Source organism: Clostridium punense, assembly GCF_017874425.1.
In the GTDB taxonomy this organism is placed as follows: Bacteria; Bacillota; Clostridia; order Clostridiales; family Clostridiaceae; genus Clostridium_J; species Clostridium_J punense.
Genome location: NZ_JAGGLL010000039.1, coordinates 1 through 15,938, shown reverse-complemented (window position 1 = coordinate 15,938; position 15,938 = coordinate 1). Strand labels below are relative to the sequence as shown.

Sequence of the window (15,938 nt, the reverse complement as noted above, 5' to 3'; positions counted from 1 at the left end):
ATTAATAGGGTCTGCTAGATGCAGCCCTATTTTTATTTTTAAGACAATCTAAGAACCGTAAATATAGAAAAACAAATAGCCTAAAGTTAGGGTTGTAAACTAAATAGTATAATATATAAGCCACATATAGGAATTGAATGTGAATTTATTTTTGTAGAACTTTATGTTTTACTTGAAAAAGCTAAAGCTTATTTTTATACTAGTATATGCAAACATTATTTAATATAATTACTTAGTGTAATTGTTTAAAAGAAATCTAGCTAAGGCTTGGATATTGACTTACCTTAGTTTCTTTTGAGATTATATATTAATAAAAAATTATGTTACAAACTATATAATAAAATTATTATATAGTAGTAGTTATTTTATCTTAGAAAATGGGAGCCAAGATGATATGAAATTTTATGAAAGTTGTTTAAGTAAAGTTGGACAAGGAGGATTTTGGGACATGATAGTTATTGATGGAGTTGTAGGTGTTGGTAAGAGTACACTTATGAATATTTTAGAAAAAGAAGGGTATGTACCCTTTGAAGAACCAGTAGTAGATAATCCTATTTTAGAAAAATTTTATTATGATAGAGAAAGATACAGTTTTCCATTACAAATATTTTTCTTGAACAAGAGATTTAAAAACATTAAAGATGCATCAAAAATAAAAAATGCGGTTATGGATAGAAGTATTTATGGAGATATTATATTTGCAAAGATGCTAAAGGATAAAGGTGAGATGTCAAAAGAAGAATTTGATCTTTACATGGAACTCTTTGAAAATATGATTGAGCATTGTAAGGCTCCTAAACTACTAGTGTACTTAGAAATTGGTGTAGACGAAGCAATGAAAAGAATTAATAAGAGAGGAAGAGAGTATGAGAAAGTAGTTGAGAGGTCTTACTGGGAAGAGCTTAATAATAATTACAGAGAGTATTTTGATGAGTATAACATATCACCTATCATAAAAATAAATGTGGATAATATGGATTTTGAAAATAATTTAGAACATAGAGAGATGCTTCTTAATGAAATACATAAAAAATTAGAAGAAATAAACACTATTAAAGAAATAATAGCTTAAGGAATGATTTATACGAAGATTATTAATAAAATTATAAGATTACCAGAAGAGGTCAAGTTTATAATAAATGCTCTAGAGAATAAACAATTTGAAGCTTTTGCTGTAGGGGGATGCATAAGAGATATTCTTATTGGAAAAAATCCTACTGACTGGGATATAACCACAAATGCCAAGCCAGATGAAGTTAAATGTTTATTTGAAGAACTAGGCTATAAAGTTATTGAAACCGGCATAAAACACGGAACCGTAACCATACTAGTAAATATAAATCAATATGAAGTAACTACCTATAGAATTGAAAAAGAATATTTAGATAATAGACACCCAAGCCAAGTTTTCTTTACTAATAGCTTAAAGGAAGATTTACAAAGAAGAGATTTTACCATTAATGCTATGGCTTATAATGAAAATAAAGGACTAGTAGATTATTTTCAAGGAATAACTCATTTAGAAGAAAGAAGAATAAAAACCGTAGGTGATGCAGAGGATAGATTTAGAGAGGATTCTTTAAGAATCCTTAGGGCTGTTAGATTTTCAACTACTCTTAAGTATTCTATTGATAAAGATGTAGAAGTGGGTGTTAGGAATACTTGCAAACTACTGTCAAATATAAGTAAGGAGAGAGTAAGAGATGAATTTATAAAAATATTGTTATCCTCAACCCCCTCCTATGGGATAAAGAAATTATGTGATCTAGGAGTCATGGAGTTTATAATTCCACAGTTATCTAAAATATCAGTTTTAAGTAGTGAGGGGAACTCAAAGGAAGCTGTTTATAAATTACTAGAAATCTTAGACCAATCTGAGGCTTCTTTGACTTTAAGATTAAGTATATTGATTTATATAATCTTATACTTTAGTAGTTATGACCCTAATCTTGAAAAGTATGTAGATTATAATAGTAATGCTGCTGAACTAATGGCTAAACATATTCTACAAGCTTTAAAATTTGATAATATGACAATTAACAGGGTAGTATTACTTTTAGGAAACTGTCATATTGATTTTAAAATAGACTCGATAGTTTCAGTAAAAAGTTTTATTTCAAGAGTAGGAATAGATGACTTTGAGGAAATGATTAGCTTAATTTTTGCGACTCTTAAAATAGGGACATGGAATATGGTATCTTATGACGAAGTGATAGAACTTAAAAATCAGTACTGTTGGGTAATAGAGGGAAAAGAACCAATTTATATTAAGGATTTATTAGTTGATGGTAATGATTTAATTACTTTAGGTATTCCAAAGGGGAAAGTTTTGGGAGAGACATTAAAATATTTGTTAATTCAAGTTATGGAAAATAAGGATAATAACACAAAAGAAATATTAATTGAACTTGCAAAGAAATATTGTAATTTTATAGGGTATACTCTATAATTAATATAGTTTTAAATTTTAAGCAAAAAATGGAAGGAGAAATACAAATGGATGATAGACATGTAATTACATTAACAGATCCTGATACTAATGAAAAAGTTGAATTAGAGATAGTGGAGGAACTTACTGTTAATGGCGAAAATTATGCTCTTTTAGCACCATTAGATAATGATGATGAGGCTTTTGTTTATAAGGTTATTGGAGAAGGAGCAGATGCTTCTTATGAAATGGTTGAAGATGAGGAAGAATTCAACATGGTAGTAGATGAATATGATAGATTGTTTGATGAGGAAATGGATAATTAATTATATTTCATCAAGATTACTCAAATTTATATATAATAAAGCTGTACTAATTTACTAGCAAGATTTATACTTGCTAGTTTATTTTTTTAGGAAAATCTATTAGTCAATTAGCAAATGTTTAAAAACCTTTAAATGTACCTATACTATTTATGAATGATTTAAAAGGAGAGATATGTATGGGACCAAAAAAAATAAATCCATTAGATTTTCCAAAGGCTATGCCGCCTCAACATCAGAATAAACAGCCAGGTATTGAAAAAGAAATGAGTCCTAGACCCATTTTTGAGGATACAAATTGTGTAGGTTCAAGCAAACTAGTAGACAAGGTTGCTGTGATTACAGGAGGGGATAGTGGTATAGGAAGAGCTGTAGCTGTGGCTTATGCAAAGGAAGGTGCTAACTTAGCAATAATGTATTTAGATGAGCATGAAGACGCTAATGAGACTAAAACTATTGTGGAAAACTACGGTGCAAAATGTATGCTAATTCCAGGTGATATTGGGGATGAGAAATTCTGTAATAATGCTGTAGATAAAATTATAGAGGAATTTAAAGAAATTCATATTTTAGTAAATAATGCAGCAGAGCAGCATCCCAAGGATTCCATTGAGGAAATTACTAGTGAACAACTTATAAGAACTTTCAAAACCAATATATTTGGAGCTTTTTATATGACTAAGGCAGTGTTACAGCATATGAAAGGTGGTAGCTGTATAATTAATACGACTTCAGTAACTGCATATGAAGGGCATAAAACTTTAATTGATTATTCTTGCACTAAAGGAGCATTAGTGACCTTTACTAGATCTCTTCATATGAATTTAGTAGAAAGAAATATAAGGGTAAATGCTGTAGCACCAGGACCAATCTGGACACCATTAATACCAGCTAGTTTTTCTGCTGAAGAAGTAGGTAAATTTGGAAGTACAGCTCCTATGAAAAGACCAGGTCAACCTGTAGAATTAGCCGGAGCATATGTTTATCTAGCTAGTGATGAAGCTTCTTACGTTTCAGGGCAAGTTATACATGTAAATGGAGGAATAATGGTAAGTAGTTAAGTAAGAGAGTTCCTCTAAAGTATAAAATTTTGTATTATCTACGATTAAAATATTTCGTTCCTATTAGAGTTTTATTTTAAAAAGTTTATAGTAGCCTAAAACTAAAAGACCTTCATATTATTAAAGGTCTTTTAGTTTTAGGCTACTATTTATTTCCTACTTAAATAGATAAGTAGGGATCATCTTTCAACACAAAAGCCTTAATTTAATATCCTGAGTTTGAATCAACTAATCCTTCAACAATAGCAATAGAAGAGCTAGCTCCAATTCTGTTTGCGCCAGCTTCAATTACTGCAAGTGCATCTTCTTTAGTTCTAACTGCACCGGAAGCTTTAACGCCCATATTAGGACCTACAGTTTCTCTCATAAGCTTTATATCTTCTACGGTAGCACCGCCAGTACTAAATCCAGTTGAAGTTTTAACGAAATCAGCACCTGCTTCTTGGGATAACTGGCAAGCCTTTATTTTTTCCTCATTTGTTAACAGACAAGTTTCTAATATTACTTTGACAATTGCTTTGCCTTTTGCTGTTTCTACAACTTCTTTTATATCATTTAAAACTAAGTCATAATCCTTATCTTTTAGTGCACCAACATTTATAACCATGTCGATTTCATTTGCACCTAGCTCTATTGCTCTAGCAGTTTCGAAAGCTTTAGATTTAGTTTCCATAGCTCCAAGTGGGAAACCTATAACAGTACATACTAAAACTCCACTATCCTTTAGCTCTTCAGCAACTAATTTCGTATGGCATGAGTTTACACAAACAGATTTAAACTTATATTCTCTAGCTTCTGCACATATTTTAATTACCGCATCCCTTGATGCATCAGGTTTAAGTAGAGTGTGATCGATCATTGAAGCAATATTCATATTAAAACCTCCAATTTACCTTATTAGATTTTTCATATACTCAAAAAAGTATACATTTAAAAGTAAATTTTGTCAAATCGTGAAAAAAGAGTATTATGATTCCTCATAATACTCTTTAACAAATTACCTTGAATAATTAGGCAATATTTTTATCATTTTCAAGTCAAAATCTGTAGTATTCTTTCTTTTATTAATAATACCACCAATTTTAAAAGAAATAACCATAGCAAATAACGATAACAGGGCTGAATATAATTCATATTTAGGTATCTTCAATGCATCCAGTATAGTAAGACTACCCAATAAGATTATAATTGTAAAAATAGTAGGGAAGATATATGCCCAAAAGTTCATTTTGGAGAGGGCTTTTTCTTCCAATGAAACAATCACAGAATCACCCGCTTTTGCATTTTTAGTATTTGTTACTTCAAGAATTACTGTGTCTACAGGACAGCCAGACTTACAACCAGAACAGCCACCACCACAACCAGTCTTCTTTACAAAGGCAATTTTTGCTATATTACCATTAACTGATTTCACTATGCCATTTTGTTCCATTTCATCACCTCAATAATAATATAGAAGACCAATAATGGTCTTCTATATTATATCATAATTAATAAAATATTAAACAGATGTACTATTAGTTGTGAACTTTACAGCTTCTTTTGAGTCAGAAACTCTTAAATCTTCTATGGTTTTCTTTGGACACTTAGTTACACAGACACCACAATTTACACATTTACTATAATCTATAACTGGAAGATTATTTGTCATTGTAATTGCTTGCTCTGGACAGTTTTTAACACATAGTCCACAAGTAATGCAACCTACACCACAGGTATCCATAACATCTTTTCCTTTGCTTTTAGAGTTACATTGAATTCTAACTCTAGAATTCATAGGTGTAATTTCTATTAATCCTTTAGGACATGCGTTAACACAAGCACCACAAGAAGTGCATTTTTCCTCTATTACTCTAGCAATACCATTCACAATTTCTAAAGCATCAAATTGACAAACCTTAACACAAGAGCCTAAACCTAGGCATCCATACTCACAGGCTTTAGAACCTCCACCCGGATTTATAACAGCTTGATTACAATCCATTATACCTTGGTACTCATATTTTTCTTTAGCAACACTACATGTACCTTGACACTTAATATATGCTGCAGTTGGTTCACTTATTTCTGTAACAACACCAAGTATATTGGAAATCTTCTCAATTGCAACTACACCGCCTGGGGTACATTTGTTGGGTTTTGCACTACCATTTACTACAGCTTCTGCATAAGCATCACATCCAGCGAAACCACAACCTCCGCAGTTTGCACCTGGTAGCGCTTCTCTCACTAGTGGTATTCTTTCATCAACTTCAACTTTAAATTTATCATTTGCATATCCAAGCAGTAACCCGAAAATTATACCTAATCCTCCTAAGCTGGCTACTGGTGCAATTAAACTTGTAAATTCCATTATGGCACCTCCTTAAATTAGTCCGCTGAAACCAAAGAATGCTATAGCCATAAGTCCAGCAGTGATTAGAGAAATTGGCAATCCTCTAAATGCTTCTGGCATACCTGTGTTATCTTCCATTCTTTCTCTTAGTCCAGCTAGTAAAACAATTGCTAGCATGTAGCCTAAAGCCGCCCCTAATGAGTTAGCTATACCTTGAGCTAAGTTAAAGCCTTTATCCATATTAATAACTGCAACTCCAAGAACTGCGCAGTTAGTAGTAATTAGTGGTAAGAAAATTCCAAGCCCTCTATAAAGACCAGGGTTAGTTTTCTTAATTACAATCTCAACAAATTGTACTAGTGCTGCAATAACTAATATAAATGCTAAAGTTGATAGATACTGAAGATTAAGGGGAATTAAAATAAATACGTTTACTACATATGTCATTATAGTTGCAAGAACCATAACAAAGGTAACTGCAAATCCCATACCTTTAGCTGTTTCAGTTTTCTGAGAAACACCAAGAAATGAACAAATACCTAAGAATTTAGCCAAAACAAAGTTGTTCACCAATAGGGCACTTAAAAAAATACTAATTAATTCCAAAATTATTCACCTCTTTACTTAGTGGTCTTAGCTGCTTTAGCTTTGTTGATTTTAAATTGGTTTAAACAAGCTAATAGTATGCCTAAGGTTATAAATGCTCCAGGAGCAAGAATCATAATTATTGAAGGTTCATAGGAAGTAGGAAGCACTTGAATACCGTAGAAAGTTCCATTTCCTAAGATTTCTCTAAAGGTCGATAAAATTACTAATGCTAATGTGAATCCAAGACCCATGCCTATAGCATCAAAAACAGAAGGTAAAACACCATTTTTTGAAGCATAGGCTTCCGCTCTACCTAGAATTACACAGTTAACAACTATTAGAGGTATAAAAATACCTAAAGCTTTATATAAAGCAGGTAAGTAACCTTGTACTAGAAATTGAATTAAGGTTACGAAAGCAGCAATAACAGTAATATAAGCTGGTATTCTTATCTTATCAGGTATAAACTTTCTAAGTAGCGCAATAACAGCATTAGAACCAATAAGAACTGCAGTAGCAGCAAGACCCATACCTACAGCATTTTGAACACTTGAGGTTACAGCTAGGGTGGGACACATTGCAAGAACTTGAATGAATACTGGATTTTCTTCAATCAAGCCTTTCTTCATTCTCTCAGCAAATATACTCATGGTTACTTAGCTCCTTTCAATTGTGCATTGTAAAACTTTATAGCAGTATTAACACCATTTGTTACTGCTTTAGATGTTATAGTAGAACCAGTCATAGCCTGGATATCAGTACCAACAGCTAATTCTTTTAAAGCAGGCTTTCCTTTAAATTGATCTTTAAACTTTGGTTTTTCTGCATTTGATCCTAGTCCTGGAGTTTCGGTATGAGCCAAAATCTTGACTCCTTCAACTTTTCCTTCTGTTGATATACCAACCATCATTGTAATAGGGCCACCATAACCACTGGATTTAACCGTGAATAGGTATCCTGAAAGTTTTCCACTTTTATTACCTTCATAAATAGAATCAATATTTTTATCTGAAGAATAATCCTTCTCAGACTTATTAAAATCATCTGCAGATGGTAGTAATTCCTTCATTGCTAAGGCTTGTTCTTCTTTTGCTTTTGCTTCTATTGGACCTTTAGTTATTTGATAAGCAAAACCTAAAAGAAGCCCAGCGACCCCGGCTATAATAAGTAATTTAATTCCTAACTTTAAATTTTCTTTCACTATTTTCCACCCCCGAATACACGTGGCTTAGTAAATTTATCAATGAATGGAACAAATAAGTTCATAATTAATATGGAGTAAGAAACCCCTTCAGCATAACCACCATATAAACGAATTAATGTAGTTAAGACACCACAGCATATACCAAATATTAAATGACCAGTTTTAGTCATTGGAGAAGTCGTATAGTCTGTAGCCATATAGAAGGCACCAAGTATTAAACCACCTAAGAAAATTTCATATAAACCATCACCTGACATAAACCCGTTTCTTCCTAAAAGAGTGGTTAATAGTAATACAGTTCCAATATAACTCACTGGAATGTGCCAAGATATAACTCTTTTATATAAAAGATAAGCAGCTCCAATTAATAGTGCAAGAGCTGAAGTTTCTCCAATACATCCTCCAATATTACCTACGAAAACATCAAATAGATTTGGAAGAGCAGTAGCACCATCTCCTCTTAAAATACCTAGAGGAGTAGCCCCAGTAGTTCCATCTAGTGTCCAAGTAGTCATTCTCACAGGATATGCAGCAAGTAGAAAGGCTCTGGCAGCTAGGGCAGGGTTCACAATATTTTGTCCTATTCCACCATAGAAACATTTAACTACTATAATTGCAAAGGCACTACCAATGGCCACCATCCAAAGTGGAATAGTTGGAGGTACATTAAATGCAAGTAGTAATCCTGTAACTACAGCACTTAAATCCTTAATCATAATAGGTCTTTTAGTTATTTTTTGGAAGGCATATTCAGATAAAACAGCTGAGCCTACAGCGGTTAAAATTACTAATAGCGCATTTAATCCAAAAAAGTAAACACCTGCAAATGCAGCTGGAAGTAGTGCGATTAATACATCTCTCATTACTGATGAAACAGTATCTTTAGATTTTATATGAGGAGACGTAGATACGGTATATAATCTCTCTGACATTCTATTCACCTCTATTATTTCTTTTTCTTACTTAAAACTCTTCTTTTACCCTCACGGCAGGTTTGAGTTAAGTGACGTTTTGCAGGACATACAAATGTACAGCAACCACACTCTATACAATCGACACCATGGTTTGCTTCAAATGAATCATAATCGCCTTTCAATACCATTGAATTTAGTTTTGACGGAATTAAGAACATTGGACAGGCGTCTATGCATTTTCCGCATCTTATACAATTACTTTCAGGTGCAATATCCCACTCCTTTTGAGATAGACATAAAACACCAGAACTACCTTTTATTGCAGGTATATCTAAAGAAAATAGAGCTGTACCCATTAAAGGACCACCAGAGATAATCTTTGCAGGTTCTTCAATAAAGCCATCACAAGCTTGTACTAATTCTTTTAATGAAGTACCTAGCTTAACTCTTAAGTTCTTAGGAGTTTTAATAGAGCCTCCAGTAACCGTAATAACTCTTTCGGTAAGTGGTTTTCCAAGAACTACAGCATTTCTAATTGCATGTACGGTAGCAATGTTTTGAACAATACAACCTACATGGGCAGGTAATTTACCTGAAGGAACTTCACGTTTAGTAGCAGCATAAATTAATTGTTTTTCAGCACCCTGAGGATACTTTGTTTTTAGAGCTACGATTTCAATGTTATTTATACCACTTACTGCTTTGTTCATAGCATCAATAGCATCATTTTTATTATTTTCAATTCCTACATATATTTTAGTATTTGGGAACATATGTAGAAGAATATTTAATCCCTCAACTATTTCATCAGAATTTTCAAGCATTAATCTGTGGTCGCAGGTTAAGTATGGCTCACATTCGGCTGCATTAATAATTATACTATCAATTTTGCAGTCTGCAGCAGGGGAAAGCTTTACATGAGTTGGAAAACAAGCACCACCAAGTCCAACTATACCCGCTTCTTTAATAATTTCTAGAAGTTGTTCTTTCGACAAATTTTCAAAGTTTTTATTTGGGTGAAATTCTGCTTCTTCATAAAGATTATCGTTTTCAACAATAATTGACATCATTTTTGTTCCGTTTGAGTGAAGCATTGGGGCTACATTTTTAACTGTACCCGAAACACTGGAATGAATAGGAGAAGAAACAAATCCAGTTGCTTGTCCTATCTTCTGTCCAACAAGAACTCTATCTCCCTTTTTAACTAAAGGTTCGCAAGGTGCTCCAATATGTTGAGACAAAGGGAAAACTAAATCTCCAGTAGGAAGGTAGCTTTCAATTGATTTACTTTCTGAAAAATGCTTTCCATGAGGAGGATGAATTCCTCGTTTGAAAGTTAAAAGTCCCATAATAATCCTCCATTTCTTAATATATTTTAATGGTTTTGTAAACAAGTTATAAAATACAACTTTTTTTAATTATAACTCTAAAAATACTTAGGCGCAATAAGTATGTATTTATATCCATTAATTAGTTAGTATGCTAATTAATTATATAATATGTGTATTGATTTATAATTTTATATATGATATATTTTAAGTAAGCAATAGTTTATAAAATAAGCAAATGTGTATAAGGAGCTAAATATGACTAATAGAGAAGAGGAAGTTTTGTATCTAATAAGAAATAACCCTTTAATTTCCCAAAATGAGCTTGCAAAATTGTTAGGAATAACTAGATCCTCTGTGGGTGTACATATAACTAATTTAATTAAAAAAGGGTACATTAATGGCAGAGGATATATTATTAACAAGGAAAATTTTGTTTCTGTTATTGGTGGTGCCAATATGGATATTTTAGGTTTTTCCGATAATAATTTAAAACCAAACGATTCAAATCCAGGGAAAATCAAAGTTTCTCTTGGCGGTGTAGGCAGAAATATTGCAGAGAATCTTATACGGCTTGGGGTAGACACGAAGTTAATAACTGTTATTGGTGACGATTTGTATGGCAATAAAATTATCGATGAAAGTAGACTTATTGGACTGAATCTGGATAATAGCTTGCATTTAAAAGGCTATGCTACATCTGTGTATATGTCTATTTTAGACAATAGCGGAGATATGCACGTAGCCATATCTCAAATGGATATATTTGATAATATGTCTGTCGAATTTATAAAACAAAAGAAAAACATTATTGAAACTTCGAAAATCTGTATAATTGATACTAATATTCCACAGGATGTTCTTGAATATGTAGTTACAAATTATAAAAATACTAAATTTTTCTTAGATACAGTTTCAACTACAAAGAGTGTGAAAGCAAAGAATGTTATTGGGAAGTTTCATACAATAAAACCAAATAGGTTAGAAGCTGAAATACTTTCAGGAATTTCAATTAAAAATAATAAGGATGTTGAAAAAGCAGCAAAGCATTTTTTAGATGAAGGTGTTAAGAATGTATTCATAAGTTTAGGGGAGCAAGGTATTTATTACACTAATGGTCACAGCTCTGGATATGTAGCAACTCCTAAAGTTCAAGTTGTAAATGCCAATGGGGCAGGGGATTCTTTCTTAGCGGGAGTTGCATATAGCACATTAAATAATGAACCAATTAGTGAAGCTGCAAAATTTGGAGTAGGTTGTTCTTTACTTACAATCACTCATGAAAATACAATAAATCCAAATCTATGTGTTGAAAATGTAAATAAAAGATTAAAGGAGACAGGATTATGTTAAAAAATTATTTGGACATTAATATCGAGGTAGAAAAAGCTATAAAGGAAGGAAAACCAGTTGTTGCTCTTGAATCAACTATTATTTCTCACGGTATGCCTTATCCTAGAAATGTAGAAACTGCTTTAAAGGTAGAAAGTATAATTAGAGATAATGGTGCGATTCCAGCTACAATTGCAATATTAAATGGAAAATTAAAAGTGGGATTAACAGCTGAAGAAATTGAATTTTTAGGAAAGGAAAAAAATGTTGTTAAAACCAGCAGAAGAGATATTCCTTTCATTATTGCAAACAGCTTAAATGGAGCAACTACAGTTGCCTCTACAATGATAATTGCAGCTTTAGCTGGCATTAAAGTCTTTGCAACGGGTGGTATTGGTGGAGTTCATAGAGGAGCAACAGAAACTTTTGATATCTCTGCTGACTTAGAGGAGCTATCAATGACAGATGTGGCCGTGATATGTGCAGGTGCTAAATCTATTTTAGATATTGGCTTAACTTTAGAGTATCTTGAGACTAAAGGAGTACCGGTAGTTGGATTCAAAACTGATGAACTTCCAGCTTTTTATACTAGAAAATCAGGCTTTAAAGTTGACTATAGAGTAGATTGTGAAGAGACTCTAGCAAAAGCTCTTAAAGCTAAGTGGGACTTAGGTTTAAATGGAGGAGTAGTTGTTGCAAATCCAATCCCAGAAGAATACGCAATGGACTTCGATACAATAACTAATGCTATAAATAATGCAGTAAAAGAAGCTGAAGAAAAGGGTATAAAAGGCAAGGAAAGCACACCATTCCTTTTAGCAAAAGTTAAAGAAATAACAAAAGGTGAAAGCTTAGAGTCTAATATTCAATTAGTTTATAGCAATGCAGCTGTGGGAGCTAGATTAGCGGTGGAATTAAGTAAATTAAATAAATAATTACGTAAAGTATTTATCGAATAAAATAAGAGGCAATTTATTGCCTCTTATTTTATTCCTTATTTATAAAGCCATTAAGTATTAAAACAAAGCCTAGTAACATAAGAAGTAAGGGAGCTACTGTTTTAAAACTTATTATTGGAAAATATCTTTCATAAATGGGGAATGTGAAAATAAATATTGAAACAAGTGTTAACATAAGAATAAAGTATAAAAGTATATTATTTTTATTTATAAATACATAGTAATTTAAAAGTCCAAGGCTAAGTGATAAAAAGAATATGGCTATATGGGTTGAAAAATAGTAAAACTCCTTATACATATCAATTGTATACATTATGCCATAAATAATAAGCATTCCAGAAAGTATGAAAAGTATTTTAAAATCCCTATTACTAACTGATACTATCTGTAGAAAAATACCAGAAATAAGTATAAATATGGGCCAATAGTCAATTATTTTATGAAAAATATTTATATCATATTGGTATAAAAAATATAAAATGCCAATTACTAATGAAGTTAGACCTATATAAATTTGTTTGTTTTTCATTAAAAAGCTCTCCTTTAAAAGTATTATAATAAATTATATTTTTAGGTTCACTATATATAACTTTTATGCGTAAAATACTATTAGCAATAAAGAGTTTTTGAATAGTTAGATATCCTATGCTATAATGTACAAGAATTACTAAGTAAAAAAACTTCTAATGGGGGATTACTATATGGACAAAAACTTGCTTGACAAAAAAACTTTTATTAAAACTTTAATTTCCTTAGCCTTACCCATTACTATTCAAAACTTAATTTCCTCATCATTAAATATGGTAGATACTGTAATGATTGGTAGTTTAGGTGAAGTTGAAATTGCAGCCGTTGGACTTGCAAATCAATTTTTCTTTTTATATTCGCTGATAACCTTTGGAATAAATAGTGGCTGTGCTATTTTTATTTCTCAATTCTTTGGCAAAAAAGATTACAAGAATATTAGAAGAGTTTTAGGACTATGCATACTAGTTGGAGGAGTTACGGGAGTATTTTTTACTGGAGTAGCTTTACTAATACCTAATTTTATAATGACCTTTTTTAGTTCAGATCCAAAGGTAATAGCAATTGGTGCTGAGTATCTTTCTATCATTGCTTTTAGTTATATCTTAACCAGTATCAGCTTTGCTTTTGCCTTTGCATCTAGAAGTACTGGTCAACCTAAGATCCCGATGATAACAAGTGCAACAGCCCTTGGATGTAATACTATATTGAATTACCTTTTAATCTTTGGAAAGTTTGGTTTTCCTGAACTAGGAGTTGCAGGGGCTGCTATAGCTACCCTAATTTCTAGAATAGTAGAGTTTACCTTAATTATAGGTATTATTTACAAGCAAAAGGGTATACTGGCAGCTAAATTTAGTGAGCTAGTTGATTTAAGCAAAGAATTCATAATGAATATTATTAAAACCATATATCCAGTAATATTAAATGAGTTTTTTTGGGCACTTGGAATGACTATGTATTCTGTTGCCTACGCAAAAATAAATACTGAAGCTGTGGCTTCGGTACAAATTTCGAATACAGTGCAAAATATTTTCATGGTTGCAGCCTTTGGCTTAGCTAACTCTTGTGCAATTATGATTGGAAGAGAAATAGGTGCAAGGAGAGAAGAAAATGCCATGGTTCTTGGTAGGCGATTTATAAAGACATCATTTTCAATTGGGTTAGTTCTGGGGCTTGTGGTATTTTTAGGTAGCGGATTTATTATATCTTTCTTTAATGTTAATTCAGAAGTTATTAAAGACACTAAAGTAATATTAAGGCTATTTTCATTTATTATACCTGTTAAAATGTTAACTTCACTATTTATTGTGGGGATTCTTAGAAGTGGTGGGGACACGAAGTTTTCATTAATTTTAGAGATAGGAAGTGTTTGGGGTATTGGTGTACCTTTAGCATTTCTAGGCGCTGTATTATTAAAGCTTCCTGTGTATATGGTAGTTGGGATGGTTTATATAGAGGAAATTGCTAAGCTAATAATTGCCTTTCCAAGGTTTAAATCTAAAAAATGGATTAGAAATTTAGTTCAGCATCTTTAAAGTAAAAAGTGATTAAATGTAAATAATATGCATTTAGTCACTTTTGCCTTTTATTATTAAAATATAAATACTTTTGGGATAAATTAATGCTCTATTCTTCAACTTGTAAAAATGCATAATTGTTTCTATAAAAAATTAATTGAAAATTATTTTTTATATAGTTAAGAAGTGAGATATTTTTCTTTTGTGATTAAATATTTAATTTACAAATATTGCAAATAAAGATAAATAGTGGGACAATATTAATATAAGAACTGTAGATAAATGCTGGAGAGGAGAGTTTGAAAAAGTCTATGAAAAACAAAAAAATAACGAAAAAAATGAAAAGGAAACTGCGGATATTTTATATGAAGATTTTTCTGTATAGTTTAGCAATACTTTTAATGGGAAAGTTGGTAAACATGGTTATTAGCAGTTATTCTAAGGACTTTGCTGTCGGTGGAAAAGTTAAGCTAGATTATACCAAGGAATTAAAATATGAGGAAGTTTTTCCACATGTGGCGAATATAAATAGTTTTAAAAATAATAAAAAGATTTCTGATGAAGATATTGAACAGATGAAAGTTAAAATTGTCAAATATTTAGGAGAGAACATAAATGATACTTCCATATGCTATTATGATATAAACTCTGGTAAAGGCTTTAATATAAATGAAAATAGAGAATTTAAAGCCGCTAGTACAATAAAAGTACCTGTATCAATGATGCTCTACGATGCAATTAATAAAGGCGAAATAACAGAGAAAGATACAATTATGTTTAAAAATCAGGATATGGAGCAGGGGTTTGGTGGACTCATTAATGAAGATTTATCTAAACCGAAAACCTTTAAGCATATAAATGAATCTATGATAATTTATTCTGATAATGTGGCTGTTAATATGCTCCTAAGATATTTTGGCAATCAAAGAAGATATAATTATATAGAGTCAATTGTAGAACATAAGGTTAATAGAACAGATAATCTTACTTCTGCTGTGGACAATATGAAAATATTGAAAAAGTTATATTTTGATCAAGAAAAAAATCCTTATTATACTAATATTATTGAACTGATGAAAAAAACTTCCTTTCATGAAAGGTTAGACAAGCTTTTGCCACAAGATATTGTAGCTCACAAAATAGGTGATTATTCTGATAATAAAGGAACATATTCTCATGATATTGGAATTATTTATTCAGATGAGCCTTATATTTTAGTGGTTATGACAAAAAACTTAAATAATTCTTATGATGTAATCGCTAATATATCAAAAATAGTTTACGATATTCAAACAAAACAGCCTTTAAAAAAAGAGAGCCCATAAATCGAGGTCACTGAAAAAGTGACCTTTTTTTCTTTTTCAAAAAGGATTTTTAGCTTTTATGTAGAATATATAAAGTAAAGACTTTTTAGAATAAGG

17 protein-coding genes are annotated in these 15,938 nt (G+C 31.4%); 8 read left to right on the top strand and 9 right to left on the bottom strand.

Annotation, left to right across the window (positions count from 1 at the left end; genetic code table 11):
- Positions 1–394: 394 nt before the first annotated feature.
- The 4 genes from J2Z44_RS18015 (at position 395) to J2Z44_RS18000 (ending at position 3,812) form a co-directional block, all read left to right on the top strand.
- Positions 395–1,072 carry a deoxynucleoside kinase gene (locus tag J2Z44_RS18015; protein WP_021285792.1) on the top strand — a complete coding sequence of 226 codons (678 nt, stop codon included), beginning with the start codon at positions 395–397 and terminating at the stop codon, positions 1,070–1,072.
- Between the two features lie 3 nt (positions 1,073–1,075).
- A complete protein-coding gene (locus J2Z44_RS18010) occupies positions 1,076–2,449 on the top strand; it encodes a CCA tRNA nucleotidyltransferase (RefSeq protein ID WP_021285791.1) in 1,374 nt (457 codons plus the stop codon).
- 47 nt (positions 2,450–2,496) lie between these two features.
- Complete coding sequence (locus J2Z44_RS18005) at positions 2,497–2,754, top strand: DUF1292 domain-containing protein (protein WP_021285790.1); 258 nt, start codon at positions 2,497–2,499, stop codon at positions 2,752–2,754.
- Between the two features lie 176 nt (positions 2,755–2,930).
- Entirely contained in the window at positions 2,931–3,812 is an 882-nt protein-coding gene (locus J2Z44_RS18000; protein WP_021285789.1) for an SDR family oxidoreductase, read from the top strand.
- A 205-nt stretch (positions 3,813–4,017) separates the two neighbouring features.
- On the opposite strand, the gene deoC is transcribed toward J2Z44_RS18000, so the two are convergent.
- The 8 genes from deoC to rsxC form a co-directional block, all read right to left on the bottom strand.
- Positions 4,018–4,686: a deoxyribose-phosphate aldolase gene (gene deoC / locus J2Z44_RS17995; protein WP_021285788.1), complete on the bottom strand. Its 669-nt coding sequence runs from the start codon at positions 4,684–4,686 to the stop codon at positions 4,018–4,020.
- Between the two features lie 123 nt (positions 4,687–4,809).
- Entirely contained in the window at positions 4,810–5,244 is a 435-nt protein-coding gene (locus J2Z44_RS17990) for a SoxR reducing system RseC family protein (protein WP_021285787.1), read from the bottom strand.
- 69 nt (positions 5,245–5,313) lie between these two features.
- Entirely contained in the window at positions 5,314–6,165 is an 852-nt protein-coding gene (locus J2Z44_RS17985; RefSeq protein WP_021285786.1) for an RnfABCDGE type electron transport complex subunit B, read from the bottom strand.
- Between the two features lie 12 nt (positions 6,166–6,177).
- Positions 6,178–6,753 carry an electron transport complex subunit RsxA gene (gene rsxA, locus J2Z44_RS17980; protein ID WP_021285785.1) on the bottom strand — a complete coding sequence of 192 codons (576 nt, stop codon included), beginning with the start codon at positions 6,751–6,753 and terminating at the stop codon, positions 6,178–6,180.
- Between the two features lie 14 nt (positions 6,754–6,767).
- On the bottom strand, positions 6,768–7,385 hold the full coding sequence (gene rsxE, locus J2Z44_RS17975) for an electron transport complex subunit RsxE (RefSeq protein WP_021285784.1): 618 nt from the start codon (positions 7,383–7,385) through the stop codon (positions 6,768–6,770).
- A gap of 2 nt (positions 7,386–7,387) precedes the next feature.
- On the bottom strand, positions 7,388–7,936 hold the full coding sequence (locus tag J2Z44_RS17970; RefSeq protein WP_021285783.1) for an RnfABCDGE type electron transport complex subunit G: 549 nt from the start codon (positions 7,934–7,936) through the stop codon (positions 7,388–7,390).
- Positions 7,936–8,871: an RnfABCDGE type electron transport complex subunit D gene (locus tag J2Z44_RS17965; RefSeq protein WP_021285782.1), complete on the bottom strand. Its 936-nt coding sequence runs from the start codon at positions 8,869–8,871 to the stop codon at positions 7,936–7,938. The genes J2Z44_RS17970 and J2Z44_RS17965 overlap by 1 nt, the downstream gene beginning before the upstream one ends.
- A 14-nt stretch (positions 8,872–8,885) precedes the next feature.
- On the bottom strand, positions 8,886–10,202 hold the full coding sequence (gene rsxC, locus J2Z44_RS17960; RefSeq protein ID WP_021285781.1) for an electron transport complex subunit RsxC: 1,317 nt from the start codon (positions 10,200–10,202) through the stop codon (positions 8,886–8,888).
- A gap of 237 nt (positions 10,203–10,439) precedes the next feature.
- Here rsxC and J2Z44_RS17955 point away from each other — a divergent pair, with 237 nt between their 5' ends.
- Entirely contained in the window at positions 10,440–11,534 is a 1,095-nt protein-coding gene (locus J2Z44_RS17955; protein ID WP_021285780.1) for a PfkB family carbohydrate kinase, read from the top strand.
- Positions 11,528–12,448 carry a pseudouridine-5'-phosphate glycosidase gene (locus tag J2Z44_RS17950; RefSeq protein WP_021285779.1) on the top strand — a complete coding sequence of 307 codons (921 nt, stop codon included), beginning with the start codon at positions 11,528–11,530 and terminating at the stop codon, positions 12,446–12,448. The genes J2Z44_RS17955 and J2Z44_RS17950 overlap by 7 nt, the downstream gene beginning before the upstream one ends.
- A gap of 52 nt (positions 12,449–12,500) precedes the next feature.
- On the opposite strand, the gene J2Z44_RS17945 is transcribed toward J2Z44_RS17950, so the two are convergent.
- Entirely contained in the window at positions 12,501–13,001 is a 501-nt protein-coding gene (locus J2Z44_RS17945) for a hypothetical protein (protein WP_021285778.1), read from the bottom strand.
- A gap of 172 nt (positions 13,002–13,173) precedes the next feature.
- Between J2Z44_RS17945 and J2Z44_RS17940 the strand changes: the two genes are divergently transcribed.
- A complete protein-coding gene (locus J2Z44_RS17940; protein ID WP_021285777.1) occupies positions 13,174–14,535 on the top strand; it encodes an MATE family efflux transporter in 1,362 nt (453 codons plus the stop codon).
- A 347-nt stretch (positions 14,536–14,882) separates the two neighbouring features.
- On the top strand, positions 14,883–15,842 hold the full coding sequence (locus J2Z44_RS17935) for a serine hydrolase (protein ID WP_021285776.1): 960 nt from the start codon (positions 14,883–14,885) through the stop codon (positions 15,840–15,842).
- Positions 15,843–15,938: the final 96 nt, after the last annotated feature.